Annotated in this window: 3 protein-coding genes; all 3 read left to right on the top strand. The window is 41.6% G+C overall.

Going from position 1 to position 2,664, the window contains the following annotated elements; all coding sequences use genetic code 11:
- On the top strand, positions 1 to 503 hold a 503-nt coding region (locus GMD4S_RS11790; protein ID WP_000519819.1), incomplete at its 5' end, for an Hsp70 family protein.
- 229 nt (positions 504 to 732) lie between these two features.
- On the top strand, positions 733 to 1,365 hold the full coding sequence (locus tag GMD4S_RS11795) for a DJ-1/PfpI family protein (protein WP_000756337.1): 633 nt from the start codon (positions 733 to 735) through the stop codon (positions 1,363 to 1,365).
- Between the two features lie 272 nt (positions 1,366 to 1,637).
- A partial coding sequence (dnaJ, locus tag GMD4S_RS11800) for a molecular chaperone DnaJ (RefSeq protein ID WP_001066314.1) occupies positions 1,638 to 2,664 on the top strand: 1,027 nt, incomplete at its 3' end.

Below are 2,664 nucleotides of genomic sequence, written 5' to 3' on the forward strand. Positions count from 1 at the left end.
AAATCGAAGTAACATTTGATATCGACAAGAACGGTATCGTGTCTGTTAAGGCTAAAGATCTTGGAACTCAAAAAGAACAAACTATTGTCATCCAATCTAACTCAGGTTTGACAGACGAAGAAATCGACCGCATGATGAAAGATGCAGAAGCTAACGCTGAAGCAGATAAGAAACGTAAGGAAGAAGTTGACCTTCGTAACGAAGTAGACCAAGCCATCTTTGCGACTGAAAAAACTATCAAGGAAACTGAAGGAAAAGGCTTCGATGCAGAGCGTGACGCTGCCCAAGCTGCCCTTGATGACCTTAAGAAAGCGCAAGAAGACAACAACTTGGACGAAATGAAAGCAAAACTTGAAGCATTGAACGAAAAAGCTCAAGGGCTTGCTGTTAAACTCTACGAACAAGCCGCAGCAGCACAACAAGCTCAAGCAGGAGCAGAAGGCGCACAAGCAACAGGAAACGCAGGCGATGACGTCGTAGACGGAGAGTTTACAGAGAAGTAAGATGTTGAGGCGTTAAGAAAACGAAAGAAAAATAGGAAGCCATCGCCTTGTGTGATGCACAAAAGATGGCTTATCTTTTTTCCGAAGTTTTTAGCCGAAACTCAGTTAAGCCTAACTCGTTAAGAATGACGAATTACTAAGGTACTTTGTCTAAATGTAATAATGATAGGAAGAAATCCAGAGGTTGCAACCCAGCCTCTGTTTTTCGGTAAAATAGAGGATGTTGCGTATGAAAAAAGTACTTTGTATCATTTATCCTAATTTTTCTCTTCATGAGATAACCGCTTTAACAAGTACTTTAGCTCTGTCTTTTGACATCACGATTGATTATGTCGCTTCAGATTATTCGATAGTTATATCTGAGGATGGCTTGCCTTGTCGGTCTACAAAAACATTGGATCAAGTACGTATAGAAGAATATTCTTGTGTGATTTTGCCAGGAATGGTAAATATAGGTCCTGCTCTACAGGATGAAAAATTAAATTCGTTTTTGAGGGAACTCGGTAAGCAGGATATCTTAATTACAGCCATTTCTTCAGCACCTATTTTGTTGGCAAAAGCAGGTTTATTGAATGATACGAAATTTACAGGTGGGATTTGGCAAAACTTCTTTGACTATTTTGAATTTCTTCCTCGGAAAAATTTCAAAGCAAAAGCTGTCCTGCAAGATAAAAATATCATTACTGCTATTGGTTTTGCACATCAAGAGTTTGCAAGAAAAGTAATTCTTGGTCTAGATTTGACAGAAAATACTGACAACTATTTTAAAGAACAAGACGGGTATACAGAGGAGGATTTGATATTTACTCTATCAGATGAAGAGTTTGATGAAGTGAAGCAGAGTATAGAAAATACCCTCTAAATATTTACTTATAAATTATAGAAAGGAATAAGGGTGTTCGAGTAACTGAACACGGTTTCCGAAATTTCTAACTCAATATAAAAGAAAGGAATTGAACCCGACCTAAATGGTGGTTTAATTCAAAATATCAATAGAAAGGAACAAGTGTGTTCAGGGAATTGAACACGGGCTACGGACTGTGCCAAAAAGATAGTTTTTTCTAGGACGTAAGTGTTTGTCGTCAAAACTCCTATTTTGGCTGTGTCCGTTTGACGCCCTTTGTATCTTGAATTATGAACAATACTGAATTTTATGATCGTCTGGGGGTGTCAAAAAACGCTTCGGCAGACGAGATCAAAAAGGCTTATCGTAAGCTTTCCAAAAAATACCACCCAGATATTAACAAGGAGCCTGGCGCTGAGGAAAAATACAAGGAAGTTCAAGAAGCCTATGAGACTTTAAGTGACGACCAAAAACGTGCAGCCTACGACCAGTATGGTGCTGCAGGTGCCAACGGTGGCTTTGGTGGTGCTGGCGGTTTTGGTGGCTTTGACGGAGCAGGTGGCTTCGGTGGTTTTGAAGATATCTTCTCAAGTTTTTTCGGGGGGGGCGGAGCTTCACGCAATCCAAACGCTCCTCGTCAAGGGGATGACCTCCAGTACCGTGTGAACTTGACCTTTGAAGAAGCTATCTTCGGAACAGAAAAAGAAGTTAAGTACAACCGTGAAGCCAGCTGTCGTACATGTAATGGATCTGGTGCTAAGCCAGGGACAAGTCCAGTCACTTGTGGACGCTGTCATGGTGCTGGTGTTATTAACGTTGATACGCAGACTCCTCTTGGTATGATGCGCCGTCAAGTAACTTGTGATGTCTGTCATGGTCGCGGAAAAGAAATTAAAGATCCATGTACAACTTGTCACGGAACAGGTCATGAAAAACAAGCTCATAGCGTACATGTGAAGATCCCTGCTGGTGTGGAAACAGGCCAACAAATCCGCCTAGCTGGTCAAGGTGAAGCAGGCTTTAACGGTGGACCTTATGGTGACTTGTATGTAGTAGTTTCTGTGGAAGCTAGCGATAAGTTTGAACGTGAAGGAACAACTATTTTCTACAAGTTAAATCTTAATATTGTCCAAGCTACTCTTGGAGATACTGTGGAAATTCCAACCGTGCATGGAGATGTTGAATTGGTTATCCCAGAAGGAACTCAGACTGGCAAGAAATTCCGTCTGCGTGGCAAGGGAGCACCGAGCCTTCGTGGCGGTGCCGTTGGTGACCAATACGTTACTGTCAATGTCGTGACTCCGACAGGTTTGAACG

This window comes from Streptococcus sp. GMD4S (assembly GCF_000296955.1).

What these genes read in the sequence shown, in the direction of transcription:
- GMD4S_RS11795 (WP_000756337.1), top strand. Translation starts at nt 733, where the DNA reads ATGAAAAAAGTACTTTGTATCATTTATCCTAATTTTTCTCTTCATGAG.